Below are 26,725 nucleotides of genomic sequence, written 5' to 3' on the forward strand. Positions count from 1 at the left end.
CCATCCGCGTAGACTGCGGCGCGTGGCCAAGGTGACGCGGGACGATGTGGCGAGGCTGGCGGGGACGTCGACCGCGGTCGTGAGCTATGTCATCAACAACGGACCCCGGCCGGTCGCCCCGGCCACGCGCGAGCGGGTGCTCGCCGCGATCAAGCAGTTGGGCTACCGGCCCGACCGGGTCGCCCAGGCCATGGCCTCGCGTCGCACGGACCTGATAGGCATGATCGTGCCGGACGCCCGGCAGCCGTTCTTCGCGGAGATGGCGCACGCGGTCGAACAGGCCGCCGCCGAGCGCGGGAAGATGGTGCTCGTCGGCAACTCCGACTACCGCGACGAGCGCGAGGTCCACTATCTGCGGGCCTTCCTCGGTATGCGCGTCTCCGGGCTGATCCTGGTCAGCCAGGGCCCCAGCGAGCGCGCCGCCGCCGAGATCGAGGCCTGGGACGCCCGGGTCGTGCTGCTGCACGAGCGCCCCGAGGCGATCGACGACGTCGCCGTCGTCACCGACGACGTGGGCGGCGCCCAGCTCGCCACCCGGCATCTGCTGGAGCACGGCAACGCGTACGTGGCCTGCCTCGGCGGTATGGAGTCGACCCCGTCGGTCGGCGACCCGGTCGCCGACCACGTCGAGGGCTGGCGGCGGGCGATGCACGAGTCGGGCCGCTCCACCCAGGGCCGGCTCTTCCAGGCCCCTTACAACCGCTACGACGCCTACCAGGTGGCCCTCGGGCTGCTGGCGGGCCCGGACCGGCCCCCGGCGATCTTCTGCGCCACGGACGACCAGGCTTTCGGCGTGCTGCGGGCCGCCCGTGAGCTGCGCATCGACGTGCCGGGCGAGCTGGCGGTGGCGGGCTTCGACGACGTGAAGGAAGCCGGTCTCACCGATCCGCCGCTGACCACGGTCCACTCCGACCGCCCGGCGATGGCGCGGGCGGCGGTGGATCTGGTGCTGGACGACTCGCTCCGGGTCTCGGGATCACGGCGCGAGCGGCTGAAGCAGTTCCCCTCCGCGCTGGTGGTGCGACGCTCGTGCGGCTGCGGGGAGCCCTCGTCCCCTGCCTGACCCGATCACGATCGGCCTTTACAGCGGGCATACGCCGTTCTTCCGGGCTTCTCAGGACGTATTCAGGCCCTTCTCATCTTCGCTGACCAGCCTGGTGCACATGACGGAGAACCTTCGCCCGAGCGGCGCGCACTCGACGGACCAGGACCCGGCCCCGTACGCCTCGTCGTACGCGTACGACGGCACGGCGCACGACGGCACCGCGCACGACGGCACCGCGTACGCCGGCACCGCTTACGCCGGTACGTCCGGTGGCTACCCGCCGCCGCCCCCGTACGCCCCCACCAGCCGGCGCCGGGCGAAGCGGCCGGTGGCGCTGCTGGCGGCGGTGGCGCTCGCCGCGGCAGTGATCGGCGGCGGCACCGCCACCCTCGTCGGGCAGATGAACGGCGGGGGCCCCGGAGTCACCGGCCCGGGCGGCGCGGTCAACGGCACCACCGTCTCGCAGAGCAGCAAGGGCACCGTCTCGGGCGTCGCGGAGGCGGTCGCGCCGGCGATCGTGGAGATCGGCGCGGCCTCGTCGGCGGGCGGGTCGACCGGGTCCGGAGTCGTGATCACCGAGGACGGCGAGATCGTCACCAACAACCACGTCATCTCGGGCGCCCAGCAGATCCAGGTCACCCTCTCGACCGGCAAGACCTACACGGCCGACGTCGTGGGCACCGACCCCGACAAGGATCTGGCGCTCATCAAGCTCCGGAACGCGAGCGGCCTGAAGACGGCCACGCTCGGCGACTCCTCGCAGGTCGAGGTCGGCGAGCAGGTCGTGGCGATCGGCTCACCGGAGGGTCTGACCGGCACCGTCACCAGCGGCATCATCTCCGCGCTCGACCGGGACGTCACCATCGCCAAGGACGACTCCGGCAGCTCCGGTCAGGGCCAGGGCCAAGGCCAGGGCCAAGGTCAGGGCGGGCAGGGCGGCGGCCAGCCGTGGCCGTTCGAGTTCGGGGGGCAGCAGTTCAACGGCGACACGGGCAAGAAGACGACCACGTACAAGGCGCTCCAGACCGACGCCTCGCTCAACCCCGGCAACTCCGGCGGCGCGCTGATCAACATGGACGGCGAGATCATCGGCATCAACTCCGCTATGTACGCGCCGAGTTCATCGGCAGCGGGTGGCGGTTCGGCGGCGGGCAGCGTGGGCCTCGGCTTCGCGATCCCGGTGGACACCCTCAAGGCCGACCTGGACACCCTGCGCGCGGGCGGCGGCTCCTGATCCCGCACACCGCCCCGGCCGTGCGAGGCTGAGGCACCCCCGCGGAACGGGTCGACACGAGAAGAGGACCAGCAGCGATGAGCCCCGCCGAAGACGATCCCCAGCGCATCCTGATCGTCGACGACGAGCCGGCCGTGCGCGAGGCGCTCCAGCGCAGCCTCGCCTTCGAGGGATACGGGACACGGGTCGCGGTCGACGGGTACGACGCCCTGGCGATGGCCGAGGCCTACGCCCCCGACCTCATCGTCCTGGACATCCAGATGCCCCGGATGGACGGCCTCACCGCCGCCCGCCGCATCCGGGCCACCGGCTCGACCACGCCCATCCTGATGCTCACCGCCCGGGACACCGTCGGCGACCGGGTCACCGGCCTCGACGCCGGGGCGGACGACTACCTGGTCAAGCCGTTCGAACTGGACGAGCTGTTCGCCCGCATCCGGGCCCTGCTGCGCCGCAGTTCCTACGCCTCGGCGGCAGCGGGCGCGGACGTTCCCGACGACGACGTGCTGTCCTTCGCGGACCTGCGGATGGATCTGGCCACCCGCGAGGTCACCCGGGGCGAGCGGCGGGTCGAGCTGACCCGCACCGAGTTCATGCTGCTGGAGATGTTCCTGTCCCACCCGCGCCAGGTGCTGACCCGGGAGCAGATCCTCAAGGCCGTCTGGGGCTTCGACTTCGAGCCGAGCTCCAACTCCCTGGACGTGTACGTGATGTATCTGCGCCGCAAGACGGAGGCGGGCGGCGAGCCGCGCCTCGTCCACACCATGCGCGGGGTGGGCTACGCGCTGCGCACGGGCGGGAGCGGGGAGGCGTGAGCGGTCCGGCGCCCACGGCGAGCGGCGGGCGGGAGCGGGAAGGCGTGAGCCCGGTGCGCCGGTTCCGGACGCTGCCGCTGCGCTCCCGGCTCGCGATGCTGGTCGCGACGGCGGTCGCGGTGGCGGTCACCGCGGTGGCCGCCGCCTGCTGGCTGACCACCCGGGACCGGCTGACCGAGCAGCTCGACACGACGCTGTCCCAGATCAAACCGAACGAGAACGCGATCAGGCTGCTGACGGCGTCCTGCACGAGCGGACTGCCCGGTGACCTCCAGGTCGTGACCGGCCCGTACACGATCCAGCTGGTGCCTGCCGTGGGTGCGAAGCCGTGCACGGTGCCCGGCAAGTCCGCCATCCCGATCGACGCCGCCGACCGGGCCGTCGCCGCCGGGCTGCGCGAGGACGCGACACGCACCACGACGGCCGAGGACGGCACGGAGATGCGGGTCCACACCTCGCCCGCCGGTCCGGACCGGCCGGGCCTCGCGGTCTCCGTGGCCGTCCCCATGGCGCAGGTCACCGATCCGCTGAACCAGTTGGCCTGGGTCCTGCTCATCGTCTCCGGCATCGGTGTCGTCGGGGCGGGCGCGGCCGGGCTGTGGATCGCGCGCGCCGGGCTCCGGCCGGTCGACGAACTGACCGAGGCCGTCGAGCACGTGGCCCGTACCGAGGACCTGACCGTACGGATCCCGGTGGACGGCGAGGACGAGATCGCCCGGCTCTCCAGCTCGTTCAACTCGATGACGGCCCAGCTCGCCTCCTCCCGCGACCGCCAGGCCCAGCTGATCGCGGACGCGGGCCACGAGCTGCGCACCCCGCTGACCTCGCTCCGGACGAACGTGGAGCTGCTGGCCCGCAGCGACGAGACGGGCCGGATGATCCCGCCGGAGGACCGCAAGGCGCTGATGGCCTCGGTGAAGGCCCAGATGACGGAGCTGGCCGCACTGATCGGCGACCTCCAGGAACTGGCCCGCCCCGACGCGGCCGAGCCCGGCCCGCTCCAGGTGGTGGCCCTGCACGAGACCACCCGCAGCGCCCTGCGCCGCGCCCGCCTGCGCGGCCCGGAGCTGACGATCACGGAGGACCTGGCCCCCTGGTACGTACGCGCGGAACCGGCGGCCCTGGAGCGGGCGATCGTCAACGTCCTGGACAACGCGGTGAAGTTCAGCCCGCCGGGCGGCACGGTCGATGTGCGGCTGCACCGGGGCGAGCTGACGGTGAGGGACCGGGGCCCCGGCATCCCCGCCGAGGATCTCCCGCACGTCTTCGAGCGCTTCTGGCGCTCCCCGACCGCCCGTATGCTCCCCGGCTCGGGCCTGGGCCTGTCCATCGTGGCCCGTACGGTGCACCAGGCGGGCGGCGCGATCGCCCTGCGTCCGGCCCCGGACGACGGCCCCGGCACCATGGCGGCACTCACGCTGCCGGGGGCGCCGACGCCACCGCCGGAGATGTGAGGACGGTCCGGCCGTCAAAGGAGCCCCTGCCCGGGCCGTCCCTCACCCCACCGGGTTGTGCCGGATCAGCGACTCGACCAGGCCGGACCGCTGGTTCGGGTAGTCCAGCGGCACGATGCCGAGCCCCGTCCACCCGGCGGTCTCCGCACGGTCGAGGAAGGAGTGCACCTGCGGGTTGAGCCGGTCGGCGTTCCAGCGGGGCGGCATCAGGGCGGCGGTGGACACGTAGTTCATGAAGAACCTGCCCGGCTGCTGGGCGGCCTTGCGGAACTGCGCCTCGATCTTGGGGTACTTGGCGAACGGCTCCGCCATGTAGTCGTCCTGGATGTCGAAGAGGGCCGGGTCCCCGTACCGCACTCCGGGCAGCCCGCCGTTGTCCGCGAGCAGCACCACCTTGCCCCGGGCGCCGCCGAGGTCGGGAAGCGTGCCGTCGAGGCGGAACAGGGACCGCCAGCCCCTCGCGTCCAGATAGTCGTCGAAGACCGCCCGGAACGCGGCGTCGCTCTCCGAGGAGTACTCCTGCTTGACCCGCATCAGCACGGTCTCGGTCGGGCGTGCGGCGAGGAAGTCCCGGCAGGCGACGAGGACGTCGCCGAACATCAGGTTCTGGAACGACGCCCCGTGGTGGATCGCGAACGAGCCCCCGGTGATCCGGCACCGTACGTCGAGGAAGCGGATGCCGCTCGTCAACTGCTGGGCGATCGTGGTGTTCTGGCACTCCGACCACGGACCGCCGAACCGGGCACCCGAGTCGTGCGTGCCCGGGATCGTGAGCCGCTGGAGTGCGGTGCCGTCGGGCAGGGCGGCCATCCAGTCCCGCGTCCCCCGGACCGCCCCGCGGGCCTCCCGTGCGGCGGCGACGGTGGGTGCGGCGCCGACGATCGCGGTGGCGGACACGGCGAGGGCGCCGGCCAGAAAGCCTCTGCGGGAGGGCCGGGAAAGGGGCTGGGGCGTGCGCGCGGGGCTGGACATGGGGGGTGCCTCCAAGGGCCGTGGGGGTGCGCCGGCCCTTGGATTCTGTCGGGTGCACGTCACGCGGGAAAGGGGGCGATCCCCTCGGAGCGGACCCACCTCGTCGCCGGACCGCCCGTGCCCGACCGAGCCGCCGCCGCCGCGGGGCACACGGGCGTCTGCGCGCACCCAAGGCCACCGGGCCGACGTACGCGCCGAAGAGGACCGCTCCCGTACGCGCCGCGCGCCCGGTCCATCGACATCACGGGCCGTGGGCACGGTTCGCCCCGTACGAGATCGGGAACCGACCCCGCCGCCGGGCCCGGGGCGGTCAGGACGCGCGGTCGGTCCCGGGCTCCGCCGGGGGGACGGACCCGGCGGCCGGGAGGTACTGGAACAGCAGGAACGCGGAGTCGTCGCCCAGCGGTCCCTCGGTGAAGCGGGCGACGTCCTCGTGCAGGCGGTCGAGCGCCTCCTGCGCGTCGGGGTCCGACAGTGGCTCCCCGGCACGGTCGAGGACGGGGTAGAACGTGCCGGAAGGGTCGCGTGCCTCGGTCAGGCCATCGGTGTAGAAGAGGATCCGGTCACCGCCGTCGAGAGTGATCCGGAGACGGCCGGGGCCGGCGTCCGTCAGCGGGCCGAGGCCGAACGGCGGGCCGGGGCTCTCGGGTTCCGCCGGCTCCAGCAGACCGTTGCTCCGGCGGACCAGCGGGGCGGGGTGGCCGTAGTTGAGGATGTCGACGGACCCGTCGTCGGCGATCTCGGCCAGCACCGCCGTCACGAAGCGTTCGCCGTCGGTGTGCCAGTTCAGGGACCGCTCGATCCGTCTGCCCACCTCGGCCAGCCGGTCGACGTAGGGTGCGCTCTCCCGGAACGCGGCGAGAACCACCGAGGTGGTGCGGACGGCGGGCAGGCCCTTGCCCTGGACGTCGGCCACGATGATCCGCACTCCGCCCGCCGGAAGAGGCATGGCCTCGTAGAGGTCCCCTCCGACGTGGGCGGACTCGATCGCCGAAACGTACGAGACCGCCAGTTCGCCGTTGCTCGTGCGGGCGGGCACCGCGCCGAGCAGCACCTGTTGGACCGCGTCGGCGACCGCTCTGACGCTGGTGAGTTCATCCTCGGTGCGCAGCCGGGCCGTCGCCACGAACCAGGCGGCGACCGTGAGGGCGACGACGCAGATGAGGGCGACCGAGAACCGGATCGAGTCGATGTGGCCGTTGAGGCCGGCCGTCGCCGCACACAGCACGAGGGCGACAGCGGCGACACGGAGCACACGACGCCTGGGTCCGGCCGCCGCCGCGAGCGCCGGACCGACCGCGAAGACCGGCATCAGCCCGTAGTCCTCCCCGGTGAGGCGGTCCGCCACGATGACCGCGCCCATGGCCGCCCATGGCAGCCAGCGGTTGAGGCCGATGACGGCCTCGCCGGGGTTCTTCACGACGTCGTCCCTTCCCACCTCATGGAGCGACTGTACGTAACCATGGTGTTCCGCAGCCATGGGACAGAGCCGTTCCGCCGCAGGAGGGGCCGCAGAGACCCGGCCGGCCACGGATCCGGCCGTCCGAGGCCTTGCCGTACGGACGGGTGAAGCCGGTGGGTGGCCGGGTGAATGTGCGGCGCGGCGGATTGCCATGCCTCCGCCCGGGCTATCGATCCGCACGATGCGGTGACCCGGTGGTGCGCCGCCGCGCACCCGTGATCGTGTGGAGGTGGACCGATGAGGACGAAGCTCCCGCCGGCGTCCGTGGCAGCCGGGCTTCTGGTGATAGCCATGGCTCTGACCGCGCCACTGGCGGGCATCTCGACGGCGGTGGCTTCGACCACCCCGGCGGATTCACGCACGGCGGGTTCACTCACGGCGGGTTCACGCACGGCGGGGACGCACACGGCGGGTTCACGCACGGCGGGGACGTCGGAGCCGGTGGAGACGGAATCGGAGGCGGAGACGCGGGCGAGGGCGCGGGCACGGGCGGAGGGGACGATCAAGCCGGAGTGCACGACGTCCACCGGCCCGTACCAGCGCGAGGCGGAGAAACACCTCGGGCTGCGGGTGGACGGCAAGCAGTCGGCCGCCGACTGTGAGGCGATCGCCGATTTCCAGCGTAAACACGAGATCGAACCGGACCAGGGATACGCCGGGCTGTACACGCACCGGGCGATCATGTGGGAGCAGGCGCTCGCGGAGGGCTCCCGCATCAAGGGCTGCCCGGACACCAAGGGTGTCGTCGTGTGCATCGACAAGAACCGGCAGATCCTGTGGGTCGAGGACGCGGGGCGCGTCGTGGTGAAGCCGGTGCCCGCGCGTACGGGCAAGCCGGGTTACCAGACCCGTTCGGGGTGGTTCAAGATCTACAAACGGGAGAAGAAGTTCTGGTCGACCCAGTTCGACGGGCCGATGCCGTTCGCCCAGTTCTTCAGCGGCGGCCAGGCCCTCCACGGCAGCTACCGGCCGATCTTCGAGGACCCCGGCTCCCACGGCTGCGTCAACCTCCGTTACGACGAGGCCAAGGCGCTCTGGAGCAAGCTGCGCAGGAACGACGCCGTCTACGTGTGGGGGACCCGGACCGAGGGCTGACCGGCCCTCGGGACAGCCTGCCCGCAAGGTGTGAGCGGGGCGGGCCTCCGGCATGGCACAACACCGGAGGCCCGCCCCGCTCCCCCGCTCCCGTCACCTGACGGCGACGAGTGCGCGGGTCACTTGTCCTTGTCGCGGACGTCGACCTTGCCCACGGTGGTGCAGTTGGTGTCCTTGCTTCCGGAGGGGCAGTTGTTGCCGGGGGTCTTGGAGACCACGGTGTTGCGCAGCTTCGCGTCGCCGAAGGGGCGGGCGTCGGTGGTGATGGAGAAGGTGATCGTCGCGCTCTGTCCGGGTGCGAGCGCACCGCTCCAGGACAGGGTGGGGTTCTGGTAGCTGACCGTGCCACGGGTGGCGGCGGCGTCCTTGTTGTAGCGGGCGTCGTCGAGCAGTTCGGTCAGGTTGTCGGTGAACGACGCCGGATTCGCTTCGGTGTAGGTGGTGGTACCGGTGTTCTTGACGGTGATCGTGTAGCTGACCTCGGCCCCGGGCTTCACCGTCTTGGGGCCGTTCTGCTTCTTGACGATCTTCAGGCCCGGCTCGCCCTTGACGTCGGTGTCCGTGGTGTCCTGGTTGTTGTCGGGCTTCGGGTCGGGCTCGTTCCCGGTCACCACGGCGGTGTTGGAGATCTTTCCGGTCGCCTGGGCGGACACGGTGCCTGACACCTCCAGCGTCCGGCTGTCCCCGACCGCCAGCGCTCCCCCGGTGCAGGTGAGTTCGCCCGCCGCGATGGCGCAGCCGGCGGTGCCGGTGCTCGCGTTCTGGATCTGCGCGGGGATGGTGTCGGTCAGCGTCCAGCCGGTCGAGGGGTTGGGTCCGTTGTTCGTGACGGTGATCGTGTAGGCGATGTCCCCGCCCGGTGAGACGGTCGCGGGGCCCGACTTCACCACGCCCAGGTCGACCGACTCGTCCACCTTGGTGGTGGTCGTGTCCTGGTCGTTGTCCGGGTTCGGGTCCGGGTCGTTGCCGGAGACCGTGGCGGTGTTGACCACCTCGGACACCCCTTCGGCGGCACGGCCGGTCAGTACGATCTCCACGGTGTCACCGACGGCGAGCGCACCGCCGGTGCACGACAGCGAGCCCGACACGATCGTGCATCCGTCGGTGGTCGTGGCCGCACCGGCCAGACCCGCCGGGATCGGGTCGGACAGGGTCCAGCCCGAGGAGGCGTTCGGGCCGTTGTTCGTGATGGTGATCGTGTAGGCGATGTCCCCGCCCGGTGAGACGGTCGCGGGACCCGACTTCACCACGCCCAGGTCGACCGGCCGCTCGAAGCAGGAGGTGGCGTCCACGGCGGACGACATCGCCGGGGCGTCCTGGGTGGAGAGGAGATCGAAGGTCGGCGATTCGGGGTTGGTGACCGCGACGCGCAGAACGCTTCCGGTGTTGCTGAAGAACCCGAGGTCGCCGTTGCCGTAGGTGAACGCCCCGCCGTAACCGGTGGTGACCGGGACGATATCGGGGTACGGGGTCACCACTCCGGTGCCGGTGGCGATCCGGACGACGGAGCCGTTCCTCGACGCGCCCCAGAAGAAGCCGTCGCTGTAGGCGAAGTCGATGACACCGTCGAGCACCTGACTGAGAACGATCTCGGTGGACTGCTTCGTGTCCAGGTCGACCCGGAACATCCGGTCGTTGTAGCCGTTGGCGACGTAGTAGTTCCCCGCGTCGTCGAACCCGCCGGAGGCGTAGTTGTTCGCCCCGGTGGTCGGGGTCGGAAGCCCGACGGAGCCGAGGTCGGTCACCACCCCGGCGTCATCGATACGGAGCAGGTTGAGCGAGGTGCGGTCGATCGCGTAGATGAACTTGTCGTCGGGGTTGACGCCCATGGCGTTGTACTTCTGGGTCGCGGCTCCGACTGCCTGGAAGTCGATGGTGCCGGGACCGGTGACGCCCTGGAAGAGCTGTGTCGCATCGTCGCCGGCGGCCAGCAGGATGTCACCCGCGCACGTGAACGGTGCCAGGGCGCGCGTGGCGGCGGGGCTCTGCTGGGCGGAGGGCACAGAGGCCGGTGACTGCGCCTGCGCGGGCACGGACAGGGGGGAGGCGACGATGGCGGCGGCCAGGCCGGTCGCCAGGAACCATTTCCTTCTGAGCATCCGGATGAGATCTCCTTGGGTTCGCACACGAGTGCGCCGGTAAGCCGGGACAGGAGCCGGACGGCACGCCGAACGCGAGCCGCGGGCTGCGTACCCATGGGAATGGCTCGTCGGGAGCAACGGCCGGAGACACCGCTTCCGCGGCCATCTTTCACCCCGACAGACCACCCGATAAGGCGCTGTTCATACGAATGCCGACCACGGAAGACGTACGCGGAAGGTCGCCGACTGCCTCACGCCCCGGGCCGGACCGCGTCGGGCCGGCCGCACGCATCCTCCGTGGCCGGCCAGGACCTCGCGAAGCCGGTACGCGTCGTGAGGGCGGTATCGACCAGATGGGCGGCCACGTCGCGCACCGTCCATCCCGCGCAGAGCGACGGCGTCTCCCACTGCCGGGGCTCCAGCCGCGCGAGGTCCTCGATCAGCGCGGCGCGCTCGATGTGCACCATGCGCCAGATACCGCGCTTCGCGTCACGCTTCACGGCTGCCTCCATCGAACCGATGACCACGTCCGCCGTAGGAGACCTCGGACGCCGCCGAAAATCGTCGCGTCCCCGGCCACCGGATACCGGATACCGATCAAGAAAGGTGATCTTGTCCTACCGTGCCATGACTTCGTAACGGCACGCCGACTGCGCGACTCCGCCACGTCACGACCTGCCCCAACGGAATATGCCTCACGCCACTCCGAGGGACGTGGATCCAGACGCCCGACCAGGCGTCACGCAGTGACCGAATCAAGAAACCGGGGAACGACATGACCAATTTCCGACGCGCGTCGGCCATCTGCGCCGCCGCCACCGCCCGCACCACGATCGCCGTCGCCCCGGCCGCCCCAGCTGGCTACCTCTCCGCCCGCACCCTGGCCACGACCCCGTCGGCGTCCGTGGCCGTCTCCGGCGCGAGGCAGAGCCCACGGACCTGAGAGACGGCCAGCGGCACGACGGCGGCGGCCGTGATGACCAAAGCGCCCGTCGCCAGGGTCGTGCGCAGCCCGAACAGCTGGGAGGCGGGGCCGGCGAGGAGGTAGCCGAAGGGCACGGGCAGGATCTGCCCGAGCGTCGAGTAGGACAGGGTCCGGCCCAGCCGGTCCGCCGGAATCCTCTCCTGCACCAGCGAGGCCCACACGGTCATGCTGACCGCCAGCCCCGTGCCCGCCACTCCCGTGGCGACCACGAGCACGGGCAACGGCACGGCCGTGGCCATCGCCGCCAGCGGTACCGCCATCGAGCCGGTGCCCGCGCAGACGACGAGCCCGACCCGGTGCGGCTTCCACATCAGGGCGAGTGCCGCCCCGGCCACCAGCCCGGCGGTGAAGCCGGACACCACCAGACCCCACGGGGCGGCGCCACCGAGAACTCGTTGTCCGTACACCGGGCCGAGGAGCTGGTAGCCGACCAGCCATACGGGGACGATCACGGCGGCCTGGCAGACCATCACCCACATCCAGCGGCGGGAGCGGAAGTCATCCCAGCCTTCGCGCAGATCGGCGGTGAAACCGGTTCGGACCTTCACGTTCTTGGACTTGAGGCTGATCCGGGAGAAGAGCAGGGCCGAGGCGGCGAACGTCAGAGCGTCCCAGCCGAGGGCCCAGCCGGGGCCGACCACGGCGACCAGGACACCGCCCAGGGCGGGGCCCGCCACCTTCACGGTGTTCTGGCCGATCTTCAGCAGAGCGTTCGCCGCGTGCCGAAGTTCAGCCGGGACCACCTCCACGACCATGCCTCCGGCCGCCGGGGTGAAGAACGCTCCCGCCGCCCCGCAGACGGCCGACATCGTCACAAGATGCCAGACCCGGGCCGTGCCCGAGACCAGCAACAGCACCGCCGCAGCCTCCGCGACCGCACAGACGACGTTGGACCACACCATGACCCGAGCCCGGGACAGTCGGTCCGCGACGACTCCGCCGACGAGCAGCAGCAGGATCTGAGGCACGACACTTGCCGCGAGGACCGCACTCAGAGCACCTGGTCCGCCGCCCATTTCCAGGACCGCGAAAGCCAGGCCGATGGGTGCCACGGCCGAGCCGGTCCAGGAGAGCAGGCGGGCGGCGAAGTGCAGGCGGTACGGCCTGACAGCCAGCGGAGCGCCTGCCTCCCGGACCCGGGCCGCCCAACCGATACGGGGAACGGGCCCCGCTGGATTCCGGTCGTGCGGTCGCGCCTTACGCAAGATCAAACTCCGCCGGGAGAACACGAAATCCCGGCAGCGAGATGCCACCGGGAAGGTCTTCCCGACTCTAGAGCAACCCAAAGATCGCGTGTCGCAGACGCACCAACTGCGCGAACCGGTACCACCACTCCACCGCCAACCGCCCGTCCCACCAATCCGCGGTCGTACTCCGTCCGAAGAGCAAGCCTTGCTTGCCGGGACGATTCCCACTCCGCGCACCTGGGCTTCAGCTTGACAGCACTGGATAGCCATCGCCGCTGCGCAACAAGGGGCACCAGTAGGCATGAAGGGCGAAGCCTTCGGGTCGCGTTGGGTCGGGATCGGGGTCGCACATGACACAGCCTCCTGATGTGGCACCAGGAACGCCCCCCGCCCACGGCCGGCGTGACGAGCCGCGGGAAGGGGGCGCACTGGATCGCGACTCCCCCAACGGGCGCAGACGAAAGGGGAGTTGGCCGCGCGCAGGTGCGGCGACACATCAGGAAGCTAGCGTGTTACACCAACCCGTTTCAAGTGTTTGACGTCTAACGGGTGAGGCGGGAATCTGCCGATGGGACAGAAAATGCGGGCGGCCTCCACCTGCGCCGGTGGAGGCCGCCCGCTGCCGGAGCATGGAAGCTCAGGCCAAGTCGTCGAACTCGCCCTCCTTCGCACCACCCAGGAACGCCCGGAGCTTGGCCCGTGTCGTGTGAACGACCACATCGGGGTTGTCACTTTCGCGCAACAGGATCTCGCCGCCGTGCTCAGCCAGCTCCAGACAGTCGGAGCCCTCCGCATTCGAGGACTTCGACGACTTGCGCCACTGAATTTCCAACATTCTCACGCCTTCATACTTGTTGAGCGACTCCACGAATGAAGTCTCGCGAGCTCTCCGGGTCGAGAGATCTCTCCTCGGTTCGATCCAGCGCGACTCGCCAGTTCTCCAGACTCGTCTCCGAATCCAGGAAACCCGACCCGGTCGAGGTGTCCGTCTGAACGGTGTCGAGCTGCGGGACGACACCGTAGACGTAGTGTGCCGAACTGCTGGCGTACGGGAAACCGCCCGCCGCGAAGGGAATCGCGCGGATAACAACGTTCTCTCGATCCGACTGGCGGAGCAGGTGGTCGAGTTGACTGCGGGCAACCGCCGTACCGCCATAGGTCATACGCAGCGCAGCCTCGTGGATCAGGAACGTGCAGGAGGTCAGCTCGGCCCGATCAAGGACATCGCGACGTCTCAGCCGATGCGACAACTGGCGCCTCTGGCGGGCAGGAGTGGGCGGCGGCACGCTCTCAGCGAAGACGGCGCGTGCGTAGTCCTCGGTCTGGAGCAAGCCGGGCATATACATGATCTGTACCGACCTGATGCCGACCGCGTGATGCTCCAGCTCTGCCAGATCAAGGGCATCGCTGGCGAGGTGCCCTCGGTAATCCTCCCACCAGCCATTTATGCGCTCGGTTGCCATTCCCGCGAGAGCCTCGATGTAGGCGTGGTCGGGACACCCGTAATGACCGGCCCACGCACGAACCCGCTCGGCGCTCACACCGAACCTTCCGGATTCGATGTTGCTGATGGTGGTGCGGTCCGTACCGAGCATCGCCGCCGCCCCGGTGAGCGACAGCCCGGTGTGCTCACGAACTCGACGCAGCTCGGTACCCAGCCGACGCTGACGCGCCGTGGGTGCCTTCCTCGATGGCATCGGGCCCTCCTCTTGTCGGAACCCAGTGTGGACCCCCACTCGATAGGTATCCAACCAGTCGATGACGTTACGAGTATGCGTCTAACGCGTTAGACAATGCGCTACGGTGCGTACCAGTACCGCGCTACACCTCGGAACCCCGAAGTGCAGCCGCTTCGACGCGCGTTGACACGTGCGGCACGGCGGCCATCGCCACGGGCCGGGCGCAGCGCATCCGTTCACCGCACCGGACCGCATGAGGAGAGCGCCATGGCCGCTGCAATCCCCACTCCCGTACAACCGAGCTCGTTCGGCGGCGAGATCTACCGCATCTCGCTGCCGAACACCGCGAGCGCCCCGCGCCTCGCGCGGGACTTCCTCACCTCGCTGTTGGACGTCAACCGACACCTCGGGCTGGTCGACGACGCCCGGATCTGCGTGACCGAACTGGTCACCAACGCCCACCGTCACACCGGTACGCCACGGATCCGGATCCACGCGGCCGTCAACCGCAAGCGGGTCACCGTCACCGTCACGGACGAGGGCAGCCCGCTCCTCGGTGAGCTCGGCGCACTGCGCGCAGGTCCGGAGGAGGAGCACGGACGGGGGCTCGCCCTCGTCGAGAACCTGGCTCTGGCCTGGGGGGCACACGGCGGCGGGTCCCGGCACCCCGGACGCAAGGCCGTCTGGTTCACGCTCGGGCGACCGGAGGCGACCCCGTGAGCGTCGCCCCGTGGGGCTTCGCTGCGGCAGCCGTCGTCCTCGGTGCACTCGCCGCCGGGATCACCCTCGCGCCGGTGCCCGGAGCGAGGGAAGCGCCGCCGATGGATCCCGGCCCGCCCGCCCGGCCGCCTGCTCCGGGCGGACGGCCCTAGCCCTCGTCCCGGCACCACGTGGTGGCGATCCCCTCCTCCCGGCATCACGTGGTCGCGCCGCCCGACGAGCCGCAGCCCCCGTCCGGACGCTCGCCGCCCGGGTCGGCCCGCCGTCGGCGGTCGGCCTGCGGCGGCGGTCCCGTACGGCACCCGTGCCGGCGTCCGGCGCGTACGGTGCGCCACCCGTGCCGGCGCCGGTGGCGCCCAGCGTGCCTACGACGGCACGGCCACGACCACGAGCCGCGACCTGCGCGACCCGTCGCGCACCCGGCGCCGCGCCACCTGGTCGGCCATCGGTTCGCGGAACCCGGCCGGGCGGGCGCATGGCCTTCGTCACAGCGAAAGAGGGATCCCGAGGGCAACTGCGCACTTTGGTGAAGTCTGTCCGCTCCGCGCGACGTCGTCCCGCTCCCGGGCCGGAATAATCACCCGGCCCCCTCACAGGATCCCCATACCATCGGCACCGGACGCCCGCGTGATCGTTCCGCCGTGGCAGCCGCTCTCGACGTCTTTCCGCCGTTCGGACCCGACCCAAGGGATCATGTGAAGATTCGCCGCGCTCTCGCCACCGCCGTCGCCGCCGCCGTGACCGCCCCCGCCGTGCTGCTCTCCGTCACCCCCGCCTTCGCCGACACCAAGCCGGCGGCGCAGACGCAGAACAAGCAGAACAAGCCGACCCTCAAGGAGTTGGAGAAGGCCGCCGCCGAGGCGCAGAAGGCGTACGACAAGGCAGCCCAGGCGAAGGCGGACGCCATCCTGCTGCTGGAGGAGACGCTCGAGGCCCTCAAGAGCACCCACCCCCTCGCGGTGGCCGATGCCGCTGCCGAGCAGGCCGCCAAGGACGCCGCCGCCGCGAAGTCCACCGCCGACCAGGCCGTGACCGACGCGAAGGCCGCCGTCGACGCGCTGCCCGAGGGCGCCACGGAGGAGCAGAAGACCGCCGCCGCAGCCGCTCTCTCCGAAGCGGAGGCGAGCGCGGCGACGGCTGCCACCGCCAAGACCGCCGCCGACACCAAGGCCGCCGAGGCCGACGAGGCTCTGGATGACGCCCGGGTCGCGGCGTTCCGCGCCTACGGCGTGGTCGACCGGGCCCTGGACGACGCACTCGCCGCGAAGGTCGCCGCCGACGCGGCGCTGGCCAAGGCGATCAAGGAGGCCGAGGAGGAGGGCGAGGACTGCGAGCCCGAGCACGACCTCACCGCCAAGGTGACCGGCCTGCCGACCAAGCTCGTCGCCGGAACGACCACCGCCTTCTCCGTCCGGGTGACCAACGGCTCCGACCGGCACATGGACGAAGTCATCACGTACGCCGGAGTCCACGCCACGGACAAGACCGGACTCAAGGACACGGGCAAGTTCTTCCGCCTCCAGTGGTCCACCGAGTCGTCCCCGAAGTGGCAGAACGTCAAGGACAACTACATCGACGGCGTCGGCGCGCTGAAGCCGGGCGCCCGGGCTGACCTGAAGCTGCGCCTCACGCTCGACGCGGCCACCCCGGCCGGCAACGGTGTCGCGTTCATCGCGGCCGACTTCTTCAACGAGGACGGCTCCTGCGGCGGGGCGCCCGGCGCGGACATGTACGAGTTCGACGTCAAGGCCGCCGGCAGCAAGCCCGGCAAGACCGAGGACGCCAAGCCCAAGCCCTCCAAGACCACGAAGCCCGGCGACAACGGCTCCGGGCACAAGCCGCAGGGCTCGGCGTCGGGCACCCCGGCGAAGACCGGCACGGACGGCGGCCTCGCCGCCACGGGTTCGTCCTCCGCCACCACCTCGATCGCCCTCGTCGGCGGTGCGGCCGTCGTGCTCGGCGCGGCGGCGGTGTTCGTCGTCCGCCGCCGTAAGGCCGGCGACAACGCCTGACGGTAGATCAGCAGTAGTGGTGTGAAGGGGTGGTGGGCCGAGACGGCCCACCACCCCTTCGGCTGCGCCCTCAGCCCGTGCGGGCGGTCCGGAAATCGCTCGGACGTGAAGGAGCCCGGGAAACAGCCCGGACGGGGGCGGCCCTCGGGCCGGAAATCCACGCGCGCCCCGTCCGTACCGCGTGGTAGACCTCCCTGCCATGACCGACCTGGTGACCGAGCGGCTCGTACTGCACCCGATATCCGTGGACGAGGCCGAACGGATGGTGGCGGGCGAGCCGGGCTCCGACACGGCCTGGGAGCCCGGATTCCCGACCGGGGACGACGTGTCCGTGGCCGAGCGCCTCCTGGAACGCTGCTCGACCACCGGCGATCCCCAGCCGTTCGGCCCGTATGCGATCCGCCGTCGCTCGGACCACCGGGTGATCGGCGGCGTGGACTTCCACAGCCCCCCTGACGAACACGGCCACGTCACGATCGGCTACGGCGTCGTCCCGTCGGCCCGTGGCAGGGGCTACGCCTCCGAAGCCCTCCGTGCCCTGCTGTCGTTCGCCCGGGCCAACGGCGTCGCCTCGGTGAAGGGCGACGCCGACCACGACAACATCGCGTCCCACCATGTGATGACGGCAGCGGGAATGCGTCCGGTCGGGGAGGACGAGCACGTCAGGTACTTCGCCGTCTCCTGGACCGCTACCGCGCCGTGAACCCGGGCGGCCGGCCGGACACTCCGCCGTTCCCGCGTCAGCTCGTGGCGGCCGGTACGGCTCCGGCGGCGAGGGGCAGTGCGACGACGACGGCCGTGACGGTGCGCACGATCTCGCCATCTCTGTAGGCGACTTGCCGGGACAGCATCACGGCCCGACAAGGCGCACTCCCGGCTGTCCGGCTGATCGGCCGATCGGCCGATCGAGAGGGCGGTCGGCACCCGCTGCCGGTGACACAGCCGGTCCGAAGTTCCTGTGTACACGGCTGAGACGGCGCGTGACGTCAGAGCACCGGGCGTCACGCGCCGTCAGGTCACCAGCACCGAGCGCAGCTGCGCCCGCAGCGTTCTGCGCACACGCTCGGCGCCGAGTGATCCATGCGGTGTCACCGCGTCGAGAATCAGGCCGCCCAGGACCGCGATGAGCCGCTCCGCCTCTTCGGCCGGCTCGGACACCTCGAGAACGTCCAGGGCATGCGTGATCACCTGCCGCATGTCGGCGGCCATCCGCTCGGCCACAGGGCGGAAGATCGGATTCACCCGTGCCGCGACGATGAACTCGGTCAGGACGATCGACTCGACGCGCCGTTCGTCGTCGAGCGGAAGCAACTCCTCGAGGAGAGCCTGCAAAGCGTCTACGGCAGATTCGCCGTCGAGTCCGACCAGGGTGTCGGCCGAACAGCGAGTGAGCCTCTTCCCCATGCGGTCGCCGACTTCGTTCGCGGCCGCGACGAGAAGGTTACGGTGATCGTCGAAATAATGACGCACCGACCCGATGTTCAGCCCCGATTCGACGGAGACCTTCCGCAGCGAAATACCGGTGACGCCTTCAGCGACCACAAGGCGAAAAGCCGCCTCGATAACATCCTTGCGACGCTGTTCGAGGTCAATCCGAGCTGGCATTCCCCTAAAATATCACAGCCGTGATAACAACGAGATGCCTGCCCCGCCCGAAACGGACGAGCGGGGGCGGAGGCCGCGATCACAGCGGCATCCGCCACGACCGCCCCTGATTCCGCGCGCCTTCGCCGGAACCCGGCACCGCTCAGCCGCGCCGGCGCACGACACGCTTCTCGTCCCACACCGGATCGGGCGACTCGCGGACGGTGCCGTCGGCGCCGAAGACCAGGAACCGGTCGAAGTCCCGGGCGAACCACCGGTCGTGCGTCACCGCGAGCACCGTCCCCTCGAAGCCGCGGAGCGCGTGCTGCAACGCCTCGGCGGAAACGAGATCGAGGTTGTCGGTGGGTTCGTCCAGCAGGAGCAGCGTCGTTCCGCCGAGCTCGAGCAGGAGGATCTGGAAGCGCGCCTGCTGCCCCCCGGACAGCGAGTCGAACTCCTGCTCCGCCGCACCCGCCAGTTCATAGCGCGCCAGCACCCGTGAGGCCTCCTCGCGCGGCAGCCCCTCCCGGCGCTCGTCACCGCGGTGCAGGACGGACACGAGGGTGCGGCCGGCGAGATCGGGCCGCCCGTGGACCTGTGCGAACCAGCCTGGACGCACCCGCGCGCCCAACCGTGCCATGCCCTGGTGCGCCACAGGCTCGACCGGCAGGTCGCCCACCGGCTCGTGTTCGGGCTCGGGGGCAGTACCGCCGGCGGCGAGAAGGCGCAGGAAGTGCGACTTGCCCGAACCGTTGGAGCCGAGCACGGCGACCCGGTCACCGAACCGGACCTCCAGGCCGAACGGCTTCATCAGCCCGGTGAGCTCCAGGCCGGCACAGACCACGGCCCGCTTTCCCGTACGCCCGCCGCGCAGCCGCATCGCCAGCCGCTGCTCGCGCGGCTGCGCGGGCGGCGGGCCCGCGCTCTCGAACCGGTCGAGGCGCGTCCTGGCGGAACGGTAGCGGGACGCCATGTCCGAGTTGTAGGAGGCCTTCTGCTTGTACATCCGCACGAGGGCCTTCAGCTTGGCACGTTCCTCGTCCCAGCGGTTACGCATCTCGTCGAACCGCTCGAACCGGTCGGTCCGCGCCTGGTGGTAGCTGCCGAATCCGCCGGGGTGGACCCAGGCGGTGTTCCCCGCAGCGCCGAGCTCGACCGTGACGATACTCTTCGCCGTGCGTGCGAGCAGCTCGCGGTCGTGACTGATGTACAGGACGGTCTTCGGCGTCTCCAGGAGACGGCTCTCCAGCCAGCGCTTGCCGGGAACGTCCAAGTGATTGTCGGGCTCGTCGAGCAGCAGCACCTGGTTGGGGCCCCGCAGCAGCGCCTCCAGGACGAGCCGCTTCTGCTCGCCGCCCGACAGCGAGTCCACCGCGCGCCGCCCGCACCGGTCGAAGGGGATACCGAGGGCCTCGGTGGCGCAGACGTCCCACAGCACCTCCGCGCCGTAGCCGCCGGCGTCGCCCCAGTCCGCCAGGGCGGCCGCGTAGGCCAGCTGCGCCCGGGTGTCCCCACTCGACTCCAGGGCGGCTTCCGCCGCGTCCACGGCGGCGGCGGCCCGGCGGATCCGGGGATCCGCCACCGATAACAGCAGGTCGCGAATCTGGTCGCCCTCGCGGGCGATGAACTGCCGCATGATTCCCAGGCTTCCACCCCGGCTCACCGCGCCACCGTGCGCCGTCAGGTCTCCGGCGATGATCCGCAGCAATGTGGTTTTACCGGACCCGTTGGCGCCGATCAGCGCGGCCTTGGCCCCCTCTCCGACCCGGAACGAGATCTCGTCCAGCAACACCCGGCCGTCCGGCAGCCCGTAAGAAACAGAGTTGACATCGATATATCCCACAGCAGTGACATTATCACGCGTGTGATAGAAGGACGGAATCCGCGATTTCGACCGTCGCTACGACTGCGGTGGGCACAAACCCCTAGAGTCCCAGCGCCGCATGGCCGATCTTTTCGATCTTCACGTGGCCAGGGCGGACACCCGCTCCATCGGAAACCCACCCAAAGGTGTTCTCGGTGATGGTGTCGGCATTCCCCAGCCGCCGGAAACAGGAAGTCCCGGGCAGACACAGCCGTGGCGCCCGGGACGAAGATCTCCAGGGAAGCGACGAGACGGAAGAGGGGCGGCAGGCCCGCAGGCCCACCGCCCCTGATTCACGCGCGAGTTACTGGATGACTACCGGATGACCGTGATCCGGTCCGTCGCCGGCGGGGCCAGCGGGGCGGTGGCCGAGGAGTGGGCCGCCAGGTAGGCGTTGAACAGGTCCAGGTCGGAGGCGCCGACCAGCTTGTTCGTGCCCTGGCCGAGGGCCGGGAAGCCGTCGCCGCCGCCCGCGAGGAACTCGTTCATCGCGACGCGGTAGGTGCGCGCCGGGTCGATCGCCGCACCGTTCAGCTTGATGGTGTCGGCGACCACGCGGGCCGCGCCGCTCTTCGTCAGGTCGAGGGTGTAGGTGAGGCCCCTGGAGACCTGGAGGATCTTCGGGCCGGCCTCGTTGGAGCCGCTGACCTGCTGCTGGAGCGCGGCGACCAGCTGGGCGCCGGTCAGGTCGACGACGTTCATCATGTTGGTGAACGGCTGCACGGTGAACGCCTCGCCGTAGGTGACGACCCCGTCGCCCTCACCACCGGACGCCTTGTGCACCAGGTCCGCGCGGATGCCGCCCGGGTTCATGAACGCGATTTCCGCGCCGCCCTTGTCGGCCGGGGCGAGGCCTTCGAGCTGGGCGTCGGCGATGACGCTGCCGAGCGGCTTCTCGGGGGCCGTGGAGCCGCGACCGTTGATGTCGGCGCTGATCCAGCCCTGCGGCTTGCTCGCGATCGGGGCGGCGAGCTTGTTCCACCGGTCGATCAGGCGCGTCATGTCGGTGGCCCTGGGCTGGTCCCGGGTCACGACGTGGTTGGCGGACTTCACCGACGTACGGACGATGTCCTTGGTGCGGCGGTCGTAGGTGAGCGTGCTGTCCGTGTAGAGCTTGCCGAACGACGAGGCCGAGGTGACCATACGCGGCTTGCCGGACGGGTCCGGGACGGTGCACACGTACGCCTGGTGGGTGTGGCCCGTGACCAGGGCGTCCACCTTCGGCGTGATGCCCTTGGCGATGTCGACGATCGGGCCGGAGATGCCGTCGCCCGCGCCGGGGCTGTCGCAGCCGTAGTTGTACGAGGTGGAGGCCGGGGCCCCGCCCTCGTGGATCAGGGCCACGATGGACTTGACGCCCTTGCGGTCCAGCTCGCGGGCGTACTTGTTGATCGTCTCGACCTCGTCGTGGAACTTGAGGCCCTTGACGCCGTTCGCGGTGACGATGTCCGGGGTGCCCTCCAGCGTCACGCCGATGAAGCCGATCCTGACGCCGTTCTTCTTCCAGACGGTGTACGGCTTCAGCAGCGGCTTGCCGGTCTTCTCCTTGGTCACGTTGGCCGCGAGGTAGGGGAAGCCCGCTCCACGGAACTTCTTACCCTTCTCGTAGCAGCCCTCGACCGGGTGGCAGCCACCGTTCTGGAGGCGGGCCAGCTCGGTCGCGCCCTCGTCGAACTCGTGGTTGCCGACCGCCGAGACGTCCAGGTCGAGGCCGTTGAGCGCCTCGATCGTCGGCTCGTCGTGGAAGAGGCCCGACAGCAGCGGGCTCGCGCCGACCATGTCGCCGCCGGCCGCCGTGACGGAGTACGGGTTGCCCTGGCGCGCGGTGCGCAGCGAGGTCGCCAGGTACTCGACGCCACCGGCCGGGATCGCCTTCACCGTGCCGTCGGGCTGTATCTCGGAGACGTTGCCCGCCGAACCGGCCGGCGGCTCCAGGTTGCCGTGCAGGTCGTTGAACGACAGCAACTGCACGTCGACGGTACGGGGTTCGTGACCGTGACCGCGGCCCCGGTCATGGGCGCCGGCCGGCATCGCGGCGACGAGCGCGCCCACGGTGGCCAGACCGGCCGCGGCGGCGAGCACCCGCCGGTTCGCACGGTTCTTCTGCGGAGTCGCTGGCATCGGTCCCCTTGTGTGTCAGTGCTGTCGGTGGTGTCAGTCGTGTCGCTGGTGTCACGTCTGGGATCCTGCGTGCCGCAGCCTAGAGTCAACGCGCGTAGCGCAACAGGTGTTCGGGGTTACGGACTGGTTGCCATCCGGCCAAATGGCTCGCCCGAACCGTTCCACAAGCGCTCACATCACCCGTTCAGCTCATAAATTCGGGCAGAAACGTCACGGCATGCATCGCACCCGGAAGTCTGTACGCCGTGGAGAACGAACTAACGAGCAGGGCGACGGGCAAAGCCACGGTGCCGGGCCAGCAACAGTCGCCGTCGTCGGAACTTCCCGCCGGATTCCTCGACATGGTCGACGACCTCAAGTCGATCGTCCGCGGCGCCCACGTCCGGGCCCAGCTCAAGGTCAACACCGAGATGCTCCGGATGTACTGGGAGATCGGGCGGACCATCCTGGAGCGCCAGCGCGGGGAGAGGTGGGGCACGAAGGTCATCGAGCGGATCGCCACGGAGCTGCGGACGGAGTTCCCGCGGCAGCGGGGATTCAGTACGCGCAACCTTCAGTACATGCAGCAGATGGCCAGGATCTGGCCCGACTCGATTGCGCAACAGACTGTTGCACAATTGCCCTGGGGTCACGTCGTCCTCATCATGGGCAAGTGCTCGACCCGCTTCGAGCGGGACTTCTACGCCCAGCCCGCCGTCCACCACGGCTGGTCGCGTACGGATCTGGAGTCAGTGATCCACCGGCAGCTGCACCTCGCCCCACCGCGCCGCCGCCGAGCGCACCGCTCGCCGTACGCTCAAAGGCATGACGACTGACGCACCCCTCCCCGCTCCCGGACGCGAGATCCACACCCTCGACGCTCTCGACTCCGCGCAGGCCGACGCCGTCCTCGCCCTGCTCGCCGAGGCCGCCCGGTCCGACGGCCGGCAGGCGGTATCCGAACAAGGCAGGCTACGGATCCGGGGCGGGCACCGCGACGGCGTACGGCACCTCCTCCTCATCGTCGACGGCACACTCTCCGGGTACGCCCAGCTGGAGGACACCGATCCGGTCGAGGCCCCGGCCGCCGAGCTGGTCGTCCACCCCGGCCGACGCGGCCACGGGCACGGCCGGGCACTCGGCGCGGCTCTCCTCGCCGCGACCGGCAAGCGACTGCGGGTCTGGGCGCACGGCGGCAGCTCCGCCGCCCGCCACCTGGCCCAGGTCCTCGGCCTCTCCCTCTTCCGCGAACTGCGCCAGCTCCGGCGGAGCCTGGCCCCGCTCGACCTGGCGGAGCCGGTGCTGCCCGGGGGCGTCACCGTACGGACCTTCGAGCCGGGCCGTGACGACGCCGCCTGGCTCGCCGTGAACCGTGCCGCGTTCGCCCACCACCCCGAGCAGGGGTCCCTGAGCCAGCAGGACCTGGACGACCGCAAGGCGGAGCCCTGGTTCGACCCGAAGGGCTTCTTCCTGGCCGAGCGGGACGGGGAGATCGTCGGCTTCCACTGGACGAAGGTGCACGCCGAGGAGGGGATCGGCGAGGTGTACGTGGTCGGCGTACTGCCCGAGGCCCAGGGCGGCGGCCTCGGCAAGGCACTGACCTCGATCGGCCTGCACCACCTCGCCGCCGAGGCGCTGCCCACCGCGATGCTCTACGTGGACGCGGACAACACGGCGGCCGTGACGGTGTACGAGCGCATGGGCTTCACCACGCACGAGGTGGACCTGATGTACCGCACGGAGTCCTGACACCCACGTTCTGAAGCCCACGTTCTGACACTCATGTCCTGACATCCACCTCCCGACACCCACGTTCTGACACGCGGCCAGGCGGGCCAGGGGCGGCGTCACTTGACGCCGCCCCTTCTTTGCACCACCCTTTCACTACTCAATTAGTGAAAGGGTGATGTGCTCATGGCTGCCGAGTCCGCAGCGGTCGAGTTCCGCATCGACCGGCGCAGCGGTGTCGCCACCTACCTCCAGATCGTCCAGCAGACGAAGCAGGCCCTGCGCCTGGGCGTGCTCGAACCGGGCGATCGGCTGCCGACCGCCCGCGAGGTCGTGGAAGCCACCGCGATCAACCCGAACACCGTCCTCAAGGCCTACCGCGAGCTGGAGCGCGAAGGGCTCGTCGAGGCCCGCCGCGGGCTCGGCACCTTCGTCCGCAGGACCCTGGGCGGCGCGGCCGACGCGACCGCCGCCGACGCACCGCTGCGCACCGAACTCGCCGACTGGGCCCGCCGGGCCCGGGCGGCCGGCCTGGAGAGGGACGACGTCGGCGCGCTCTTCACCGCCGTACTGGACAGCACGTACAAGGGGGACGAGGAACGATGACCGGCGTCGCGATCGAGGCACACGGCCTCGGAAAGACCTACGGGCGCGGGGGCGGCGCCCACCGCGCCCTGCACGACTGCTCGTTCCGGCTGCCCGCCGGACGCGTCTGCGCCCTCGTCGGGCCCAACGGCGCCGGCAAGTCGACCCTGTTGAACCTGGCCGCCGGGCTGGACCGCCCCAGCGCCGGGTCCCTCACCGTCCTCGGCTCCGGCGGCCCCGGCGACGTACGCGACCGCCTCGCCTTCGTCCCCCAGGACAAGCCCCTGTACCCGCAGCTCACCGTCGCCGACACGCTGTGGGCCGGGGCCGAGCTGAACCCCGGGCGCTGGGACCGCGCCACCGCCGACCGGATCGCCGGACCCCTGCCGCGCAAGGCCCGCGTCCGCACCCTCTCCGGCGGGCAGCGCACCCGGCTCGCGCTGGCCCTCGCACTCGGCAAGAGGCCCGAACTGATGCTGTTGGACGAGCCGATGGCCGACCTCGACCCGCTCGCCCGGCACGAGCTGATGGGCGTCCTGATGGCGGAGACCGCCGAGCACGGCACCAGCATCGTCATGTCGTCGCACATCCTCACCGAGCTGGAGGGCGCCTGCGACTACCTCCTGTTCGTCGACGGCGGGCGCGTCCGGCTCGGCGGCGAGAGCGACGACATCGTCGGCGCGCACGCCCTGCTCACCGGCCGGGCCCGGGACCTCTCCCCGCACACCGTCGTCGAATCCCGCACGACGGGACGTCAGCTCACCGCGCTCGTCAGGAAGGAGGGCCCCGTGGACACCACCGCCTGGGCCGTCACCCAGCCGTCCCTGGAGGAGCTGTTGCTCGCCCACCTCCGCTCCCCGGACGCCCCGCCGCTGCTCATGCCGAGCGCCTCTCCCGCCGGGGCCCGTGCGGAGGTGGCGTCCGCATGAGCACGCTGACACCCCCGAAGGCCGACGCGGTCACGGCCGTCCCCGCCCGCGCCTCCCTGCGGGGAGCCGTGCGGGTGGTCCTGCGGGTGCACCGCAAGGCCCTCTGGACCGGGGCCGCCCTGCTGGCTCTCGGCATCGGCATCGTCGTCGCGCTCCGTCTCTGGATGGCCTCCGCGAAAGAGCTGTGCGCGGACGGCGACATCACCCCGTGCGGCGGCGCCACCTACCAGCCCAGCTACGCCCGTACGTCCTCCGAGCTCTTCCTGTCCGACGGCGGCACGGTGCTTCTCCTGCTGGCCGGGGCCATCGGCGTCTTCGTCGCGGGCCCGCTGATCGCCCGCGAACTGGAGAGCGGCACCTTCCGGCTGGCCTGGGCCCAGTCGGTCTCCCCCGCCCACTGGCTCGCCGCCCGGCTCGCCGTGCCCGCCGCGCTGACGGTCACCGGCCTGACGGTCCTGGTCATCGCCTACCGCTGGGGGCTGTGGGCGCTGCGGGGATACCCGTACTCGCACATGACCCCCTGGTACGCATCCGGCATCTTCCCCGGCACCGGTCCGGCCCTCCTCGGCTTCGGGCTGCTCGCCGTGGCCGTCGGCGCGCTGTGCGCGGTGCTCGTCCGGCGCACGCTGTTGTCCATGTCCGTGACCGCGCTGGTACTCGGCGCGGTGGGAATCTGCTTGGGTCTACGCCGCTACGAACTGTGGCCTTCCGCTTTCCGGAAGAGCGCCGAAGTCATGGACTACGACCGCGGTGACTGGCCGATCGACTCCGGCATGCTCACCGCGTCGGGCGAGCGGCTGTACTGGCAGGACTGCTTCGAGGCCGACATGACGCAGGACGTCACGGCCTGCATGCGCGACCGGGGCGGCATCGGCTACTTCTCCGAGTACCACCCCGCCTCCCACTACTGGCCCCTCCAGCTCGCCGAGACCGGCATCCTGCTGGCCCTCGCCGCCCTGGCCGTGTTCCTGGCCTTCCGGGCCCTGCGCCGCCTCCACGGCTGACCGCACCCGTCCGGCACAAGCCGCCGTCCGGGCCCCGCGAGGGGTGGGCCCGGACGGCGAACACGTACCACCGGCCCCCTCGGGCCGACCCGGCACGACGAACACGTACAGTGACGACGCGACCCACCCGCAGCCACACCGCTTCCTGTACGTCATCTCACCGTTACCGGCCATTCAGACGCCCTTGCGA

At 70.7% G+C, this 26,725-nt stretch carries 23 protein-coding genes; 13 read left to right on the forward strand and 10 right to left on the reverse strand.

What is annotated here, in order from left to right:
• The first annotated feature begins 22 nt into the window (after positions 1-22).
• The 4 genes from ACZ60Q_RS26325 to ACZ60Q_RS26340 all read left to right on the forward strand — a co-directional run bounded on the left by ACZ60Q_RS26325 (position 23) and on the right by ACZ60Q_RS26340 (position 4,548).
• The gene (locus ACZ60Q_RS26325) at positions 23-1,063 is read left to right on the forward strand and encodes a LacI family DNA-binding transcriptional regulator (RefSeq protein ID WP_469639396.1); all 1,041 of its coding nucleotides are present in this window, start codon (positions 23-25) and stop codon (positions 1,061-1,063) included.
• A 100-nt stretch (positions 1,064-1,163) separates the two neighbouring features.
• A complete protein-coding gene (locus ACZ60Q_RS26330; RefSeq protein WP_469639399.1) occupies positions 1,164-2,279 on the forward strand; it encodes a S1C family serine protease in 1,116 nt (371 codons plus the stop codon).
• Positions 2,280-2,356: 77 nt separating this feature from the next.
• The gene (locus ACZ60Q_RS26335; protein WP_469639402.1) at positions 2,357-3,094 is read left to right on the forward strand and encodes a response regulator transcription factor; all 738 of its coding nucleotides are present in this window, start codon (positions 2,357-2,359) and stop codon (positions 3,092-3,094) included.
• Positions 3,091-4,548, forward strand: coding sequence for a sensor histidine kinase (locus ACZ60Q_RS26340; protein WP_469639405.1), 1,458 nt, complete (start codon positions 3,091-3,093; stop codon positions 4,546-4,548). The genes ACZ60Q_RS26335 and ACZ60Q_RS26340 overlap by 4 nt, the downstream gene beginning before the upstream one ends.
• A gap of 42 nt (positions 4,549-4,590) precedes the next feature.
• Here ACZ60Q_RS26340 and ACZ60Q_RS26345 read toward each other — a convergent pair whose 3' ends face one another.
• A complete protein-coding gene (locus tag ACZ60Q_RS26345; RefSeq protein ID WP_469639409.1) occupies positions 4,591-5,520 on the reverse strand; it encodes a phosphatidylinositol-specific phospholipase C in 930 nt (309 codons plus the stop codon).
• A 310-nt stretch (positions 5,521-5,830) separates the two neighbouring features.
• Positions 5,831-6,940, reverse strand: a complete 1,110-nt coding sequence (locus ACZ60Q_RS26350) for a PP2C family protein-serine/threonine phosphatase (protein ID WP_469639412.1) — start codon at positions 6,938-6,940, stop codon at positions 5,831-5,833.
• Positions 6,941-7,219: 279 nt separating this feature from the next.
• On the opposite strand from ACZ60Q_RS26350, the gene ACZ60Q_RS26355 reads away from it, so the two are divergent.
• Positions 7,220-8,077, forward strand: coding sequence for a L,D-transpeptidase (locus ACZ60Q_RS26355; protein WP_469639415.1), 858 nt, complete (start codon positions 7,220-7,222; stop codon positions 8,075-8,077).
• 119 nt (positions 8,078-8,196) lie between these two features.
• On the opposite strand, the gene ACZ60Q_RS26360 is transcribed toward ACZ60Q_RS26355, so the two are convergent.
• The 5 genes from ACZ60Q_RS26360 to ACZ60Q_RS26380 form a co-directional block, all read right to left on the reverse strand.
• Positions 8,197-10,176, reverse strand: coding sequence for a DUF6923 family protein (locus tag ACZ60Q_RS26360; RefSeq protein ID WP_469639418.1), 1,980 nt, complete (start codon positions 10,174-10,176; stop codon positions 8,197-8,199).
• A 233-nt stretch (positions 10,177-10,409) separates the two neighbouring features.
• Positions 10,410-10,658: a maleylpyruvate isomerase family mycothiol-dependent enzyme gene (locus ACZ60Q_RS26365; protein WP_469639421.1), complete on the reverse strand. Its 249-nt coding sequence runs from the start codon at positions 10,656-10,658 to the stop codon at positions 10,410-10,412.
• Positions 10,659-11,019: 361 nt separating this feature from the next.
• Positions 11,020-12,348, reverse strand: coding sequence for an MFS transporter (locus tag ACZ60Q_RS26370; protein ID WP_469639424.1), 1,329 nt, complete (start codon positions 12,346-12,348; stop codon positions 11,020-11,022).
• Between the two features lie 619 nt (positions 12,349-12,967).
• Entirely contained in the window at positions 12,968-13,165 is a 198-nt protein-coding gene (locus tag ACZ60Q_RS26375; RefSeq protein ID WP_469639426.1) for a DUF397 domain-containing protein, read from the reverse strand.
• A 10-nt stretch (positions 13,166-13,175) separates the two neighbouring features.
• Positions 13,176-14,027, reverse strand: a complete 852-nt coding sequence (locus tag ACZ60Q_RS26380) for a helix-turn-helix domain-containing protein (protein ID WP_469639429.1) — start codon at positions 14,025-14,027, stop codon at positions 13,176-13,178.
• Between the two features lie 249 nt (positions 14,028-14,276).
• Between ACZ60Q_RS26380 and ACZ60Q_RS26385 the strand changes: the two genes are divergently transcribed.
• The 3 genes from ACZ60Q_RS26385 (at position 14,277) to ACZ60Q_RS26395 (ending at position 17,444) form a co-directional block, all read left to right on the forward strand.
• Positions 14,277-14,729 carry an ATP-binding protein gene (locus ACZ60Q_RS26385; RefSeq protein WP_469639432.1) on the forward strand — a complete coding sequence of 151 codons (453 nt, stop codon included), beginning with the start codon at positions 14,277-14,279 and terminating at the stop codon, positions 14,727-14,729.
• Between the two features lie 695 nt (positions 14,730-15,424).
• Positions 15,425-16,741 carry an LPXTG cell wall anchor domain-containing protein gene (locus tag ACZ60Q_RS26390; RefSeq protein WP_469639434.1) on the forward strand — a complete coding sequence of 439 codons (1,317 nt, stop codon included), beginning with the start codon at positions 15,425-15,427 and terminating at the stop codon, positions 16,739-16,741.
• Positions 16,742-16,940: 199 nt separating this feature from the next.
• Entirely contained in the window at positions 16,941-17,444 is a 504-nt protein-coding gene (locus ACZ60Q_RS26395; protein WP_469639437.1) for a GNAT family N-acetyltransferase, read from the forward strand.
• A gap of 308 nt (positions 17,445-17,752) precedes the next feature.
• Here the strand turns inward: ACZ60Q_RS26395 and ACZ60Q_RS26400 are convergent, their stop codons facing one another.
• The 3 genes from ACZ60Q_RS26400 to ACZ60Q_RS26410 all read right to left on the reverse strand — a co-directional run bounded on the left by ACZ60Q_RS26400 (position 17,753) and on the right by ACZ60Q_RS26410 (position 22,310).
• Positions 17,753-18,346, reverse strand: a complete 594-nt coding sequence (locus ACZ60Q_RS26400) for a TetR/AcrR family transcriptional regulator (protein WP_469639440.1) — start codon at positions 18,344-18,346, stop codon at positions 17,753-17,755.
• A gap of 142 nt (positions 18,347-18,488) precedes the next feature.
• A complete protein-coding gene (locus ACZ60Q_RS26405) occupies positions 18,489-20,168 on the reverse strand; it encodes an ATP-binding cassette domain-containing protein (RefSeq protein WP_469639443.1) in 1,680 nt (559 codons plus the stop codon).
• A gap of 336 nt (positions 20,169-20,504) precedes the next feature.
• Positions 20,505-22,310 (reverse strand): bifunctional metallophosphatase/5'-nucleotidase, encoded by a 1,806-nt coding sequence (locus ACZ60Q_RS26410; protein ID WP_469639446.1) that lies wholly within the window; start codon positions 22,308-22,310, stop codon positions 20,505-20,507.
• Between the two features lie 245 nt (positions 22,311-22,555).
• Between ACZ60Q_RS26410 and ACZ60Q_RS26415 the strand changes: the two genes are divergently transcribed.
• From ACZ60Q_RS26415 to ACZ60Q_RS26435, 5 genes are all read left to right on the forward strand, one after another.
• Positions 22,556-23,125: a DUF1016 N-terminal domain-containing protein gene (locus tag ACZ60Q_RS26415; protein WP_469639448.1), complete on the forward strand. Its 570-nt coding sequence runs from the start codon at positions 22,556-22,558 to the stop codon at positions 23,123-23,125.
• On the forward strand, positions 23,115-24,038 hold the full coding sequence (gene mshD / locus ACZ60Q_RS26420) for a mycothiol synthase (protein ID WP_469639450.1): 924 nt from the start codon (positions 23,115-23,117) through the stop codon (positions 24,036-24,038). Before ACZ60Q_RS26415 ends, mshD begins: the two co-directional genes overlap by 11 nt.
• A 165-nt stretch (positions 24,039-24,203) precedes the next feature.
• Positions 24,204-24,623 carry a GntR family transcriptional regulator gene (locus tag ACZ60Q_RS26425; RefSeq protein WP_469639453.1) on the forward strand — a complete coding sequence of 140 codons (420 nt, stop codon included), beginning with the start codon at positions 24,204-24,206 and terminating at the stop codon, positions 24,621-24,623.
• Complete coding sequence (locus tag ACZ60Q_RS26430) at positions 24,620-25,531, forward strand: ABC transporter ATP-binding protein (protein WP_469639456.1); 912 nt, start codon at positions 24,620-24,622, stop codon at positions 25,529-25,531. The genes ACZ60Q_RS26425 and ACZ60Q_RS26430 overlap by 4 nt, the downstream gene beginning before the upstream one ends.
• Complete coding sequence (locus tag ACZ60Q_RS26435) at positions 25,528-26,535, forward strand: ABC transporter permease (RefSeq protein ID WP_469639459.1); 1,008 nt, start codon at positions 25,528-25,530, stop codon at positions 26,533-26,535. Before ACZ60Q_RS26430 ends, ACZ60Q_RS26435 begins: the two co-directional genes overlap by 4 nt.
• Positions 26,536-26,725: the final 190 nt, after the last annotated feature.

It is taken from the genome of Streptomyces sp. NPDC104313, from assembly GCF_055583985.1.